General features: G+C 58.3%; 5 protein-coding genes. All 5 read left to right on the plus strand.

All coding sequences use genetic code 11. From position 1 onward, the window contains the following. Positions 1–132 precede the first annotated feature (132 nt). Complete coding sequence (locus tag IJN28_04155) at positions 133–669, plus strand: hypothetical protein (GenBank protein ID MBQ6712964.1); 537 nt, start codon at positions 133–135, stop codon at positions 667–669. Beyond that, the gene (locus IJN28_04160; protein ID MBQ6712965.1) at positions 666–2,021 is read left to right on the plus strand and encodes a hypothetical protein; all 1,356 of its coding nucleotides are present in this window, start codon (positions 666–668) and stop codon (positions 2,019–2,021) included. Before IJN28_04155 ends, IJN28_04160 begins: the two co-directional genes overlap by 4 nt. A gap of 64 nt (positions 2,022–2,085) precedes the next feature. After that, positions 2,086–2,526, plus strand: a complete 441-nt coding sequence (locus IJN28_04165) for a hypothetical protein (GenBank protein ID MBQ6712966.1) — start codon at positions 2,086–2,088, stop codon at positions 2,524–2,526. Further along, positions 2,519–3,595 (plus strand): hypothetical protein, encoded by a 1,077-nt coding sequence (locus IJN28_04170; GenBank protein ID MBQ6712967.1) that lies wholly within the window; start codon positions 2,519–2,521, stop codon positions 3,593–3,595. Before IJN28_04165 ends, IJN28_04170 begins: the two co-directional genes overlap by 8 nt. After that, positions 3,583–3,864, plus strand: coding sequence for a hypothetical protein (locus IJN28_04175; protein MBQ6712968.1), 282 nt, complete (start codon positions 3,583–3,585; stop codon positions 3,862–3,864). The genes IJN28_04170 and IJN28_04175 overlap by 13 nt, the downstream gene beginning before the upstream one ends. The last annotated feature ends 235 nt before the right edge of the window (positions 3,865–4,099 follow it).

The following is a 4,099-nucleotide window of genomic DNA, read 5'->3' on the forward strand; positions in this document are numbered from 1 at the left end:
ATGCAGATTTTTCTAAGCTGAAAACCATCAGATATCATCGCGATCCACGACAGGATTCACCGCATACGACTTCTTAATGAACAGCATACCGATCACATGGTACGCATGCGGATTCTAAGGAGGTAACCAAACATGATAGGAACCAGATTCCCAAAAAACGACCACGACGAAAGACAATATGCCCTCGCCGCAGACTGGTGCGACTATAACCGCGCCACCATCGAAGACAAAGGCGACTACTACGAAGTTATCGCGCTTCCCCTCCCCACCCTCGCCGAGCGAAAGGAAAAAGCCCTCGACCTCGCACGTGAAGCCTTCGCCGCCCGCCGCGATGCCGTCAGATGGGTAGACGGCTACGGCTACGACTGCGCCACCGAAGACATCACCAACTTCATGGCCGCCTACACACCGCTCCTCGTAGCAGGCGAAGGCTTAACGCAGTACAAAGTCCACCTCCCGAGCGGCGGCAAAACCATCGTCACCCTCACCGCAGACACCATGACACACGTCTACAACACCGTCCGCGCCTCCCAGTTTGAAGCCTACGCATGGTACGAAACCGTCCGCACACAAATAAATGATGCACAAACAGAAGAAGAACTCGCCTCCATCCTCCGCGAAGCAGGCATTATCACAGCAGATGCAGGCAACACGGAGATCACGCCATGAGAAGGAAAAGCACGCACCAAGCCTCGCGCATCACCTTCACCCCGCTCGCAGGCGGCATCAACACAGCCGACAGAGCCGACCGCCTCGCAGACGGCGAAATGACCGACTGCACCAACTTCCTCTACGAACAAGGCACCCTCGTACTCACGCCGCGCGGAGGCCTTACAAAGCTCCACACCTTCCCCGCGCCGATCCGCTCCCTCTACTACGACGTCGACACCAACACGCTGTTCATCTTTCTCACCGACCGCTCCACATATATCCGCATCGGCAGCGACGCGATGAAATATATCGGCACCACCACAGGAACAAAAGCACCGTCCTGCACAAAATTCATGGACAAACTCTACATCGCCTCGGGCGAACGACTTCAGTCCTACGACTACCAAACCACACTCACCGAAATACCATCCGCCCCCACAGCCGACATCGTCCTCGTCCGCGGAGGCAGGCTCTGCACCGCCCGCACAGGAAGCGACCGCCTCACATACAGCGCGATCGGCGATGCGACAAGCTGGGAGCCAAACACAAACGACGAATCGAGCGGCGGCTGGATCGACATCGGCTACGGCGACAGCGGCGACATCACCTCCGTCACAGCCCTCGCCACCGACCTCATCATCATCAAATCAAACGGCAACATCTACCAATTCAGCGGTGATGCCAACCCATCCCAGTGGCGCATCACACCACTGGCCACCTCGGCAGACCCCGTCGGCATAAAAACCGCCGCCCACCTCCAAGGCGCCGTCGTCTACCTCTCCACACGCGGCCTTGTCAGCCTCTCTGCCACCCAAGACTACGGCAACATCACAGCCCGCGACCTCGGAGATAAATTCCGCTCGCTTCTTGCTGCGCCCCACTCGAGCGCACGATTCTTCCCACTCCGCCGCTCACAGCTCCTCCTCATCCGCGCCCACGACGACAGACGCACCCTCTGCGCCTTTCACAGCGCCATCGGCACCGCCACACGCCTCACCTTCGCCTGCCCCGTCGACTGCATCACCGAAACGCAAGAAGACCGCCTCCTCGCAAGCGGAACAGACCTCTACCACTGGACAAGCGAAACAACGACCGACGACAATGCGCCCATCACCTATCGCATCGGCCTCAAACACCTCTACGGCGCGCACCCCATCCACCTTAGCCGTATCAACGCACGGCTCACCTCCGAGCACACCGCATCCGCAGACCTCACCGCCGAAGGACACCGCCCGCTCATCATCAAACTAAACACCAACGGCCGCACCACAAGGCAGACCAACCACTCCGCCGACCATATCGCCATCTCACTCACAAGCAATACACCATTTTGGGCAGAAGACCTCTCCATCGACATATCCGAACTGTAAAAAACGACCATACCGCTTCACACAGACCACCTACCGTCACAGATCCGAACCGTAAGGAGGCACCATGCGCACCATCGAAGAATACAACGCACACTACCACAACAAAACAGGCGACGACCCTGCACTCCCGCAAGGCTTCACCCGCGCCTTCCTCCCCGAACGCGGCTGGTGTCAATACCGCCTCGACACCGCTTCTCGCCTCATCATGATATGGGCAGTATCGGGCGACGGCAGATTCTGGCGCGACTGGGCACGCGCACTCGGAAACGCACTCGGCTACCATGCCATCGTCACCATCTCGACGCGCCCCATCCGCCCGTACATCAGACTCTGGCACTGGCACATCGACCGCACCGAAACGAACGCAAGCGGCAAACACCGCTTTTATTGCCACACCGAAGACGGCCGCCCCGTCATCATCACCCACAAGCACACCGACCCCGATGGCAGCGATGCCTACTGGGTCACAGAATACCTCACAGAAAGGACTGAACCACATGGGTAAAAAAGGTAACACCACCGTTCACGGCTACACCCCCACCGCCGAAGAAAAACGCCTCATGGAGCAAGCCTCCGCCTACGCCGAAGCCGTCGCCCCCAACGCACTCGCCCTCAACAACGAAGCCGCCAAGCTCCTCTTCGGCTCCTACGGCACCGTCCAAGCAGACTTCGACAAAATGAACCAAGAGGCACAAACAGCGATCGCACAGGCACAGCAAGGCATCGCAGACCTCACCCAAGGCAACCTCCCCACCGCCTATACCGAAAACATCCAAAACGCATTGAACCGCGGCGTACAAAACTCCGTCGGCACCACGCTCCAATCGCTCGCCGACCGCGGAGTACTCAACAGCTCCGTCACCAACACCGCCCTCCAAGGCATCACGAACGCTACCGCAAACGCCATGGCAGACGCCTACAACCAAAACATCGCCTCCCTCGCGAACCTCTACAACGCTCAGATCGACAATGCCGCCCAAGCCATGACCACGAGTGCAGGCGCACAAGAACTCGCCCAAAAACCAGCCCTCGCCCTCTGGCAAGCCTCCACCGGTCTTAACAACACCACCACGAGCGCACTTACCGCACTCAGCAACAGAGGCGAACGCACGTCCACCACACCCTCGAGCGGCCTCCTCGGCGGCGTCCTCACAGGCGCGGCAAGCGGACTCTTCTGTTTCACAGGCGACACCCTTATCACCACCCCCACAGGCGATAAGCCCATCCGCCACATCAAGCGTGGCGACACCGTCCTCACAGCAGAAGATGACGGCACACTCGCACCGGCCGAAGTACTCGCATGCATGCCGCCGCATAACAGCGAAACGTACACCGTCCTCGCAGGCGGCCACCACGTCCACACCACACTCAGCCAACCGCTCCTCCTCGCAGACGGCACCATGAAACTCGTCAGTGACCTCACCATCGGCGACGAACTTGCACGCGCAGGCGCCGTCACAGGCATCATCCACAGCGGCAAGCGCAAAGTCTACGACCTTGCCGTAAGCGGCACCAACCGCTACCTCGCAAACGGATTCATCGCACAAGGAGGTGACGGCACATGGGCATCCTAGACTCCGACATCGGCTATCAGATCGGCCTCCTCGCAGGCGGCCTCTGGGCAGAGCGATACCGCGAAAAAGGCGCGGAAAAACTGCTCCAACAAGAACAGCACTACAACCGCGACCTCTTTAACCAAGCGATCCATAACCACATGACACAAAACAGCCCCTCCTACCGATTCTTCTTCAACGACGAGCACCCTTGGAACACCACCACCACCTACCAAAACCCTGCCACCAAACCATACACATTCCAATCACAACTCCTCGACCAGCGCTGATCGTCCGAAACCAAGCAAAAAAACAGCAGCACCGAGAAGGAATCTGACCACCACCGTCGAACAATATAAGATAACGGCATAGTGATTATTCTTGTATTGCATATTGTCAATACAAATGATTCACATACCGACTTCCCCTTGCAAAGCAGGCACAAGCATCCCACCCACCTTGCCCTGCTTCGGGGAAGCGAATTTCATCTCCATATTTCAATCATCTCCCACGAAGAAGGCGGCC

This window comes from Selenomonadales bacterium (assembly GCA_017442105.1).
In the GTDB taxonomy this organism is placed as follows: domain Bacteria; phylum Bacillota; class Negativicutes; order RGIG982; family RGIG982; genus RGIG982.

Coding starts and splice junctions, on each gene's coding strand:
- IJN28_04165 (MBQ6712966.1), top strand. CDS start 2,086: ATGCGCACCATCGAAGAATACAACGCACACTACCACAACAAAACAGGC.
- IJN28_04175 (MBQ6712968.1), top strand. CDS start 3,583: ATGGGCATCCTAGACTCCGACATCGGCTATCAGATCGGCCTCCTCGCA.
- IJN28_04170 (MBQ6712967.1), top strand. CDS start 2,519: ATGGGTAAAAAAGGTAACACCACCGTTCACGGCTACACCCCCACCGCC.
- IJN28_04160 (MBQ6712965.1), top strand. CDS start 666: ATGAGAAGGAAAAGCACGCACCAAGCCTCGCGCATCACCTTCACCCCG.
- IJN28_04155 (MBQ6712964.1), top strand. CDS start 133: ATGATAGGAACCAGATTCCCAAAAAACGACCACGACGAAAGACAATAT.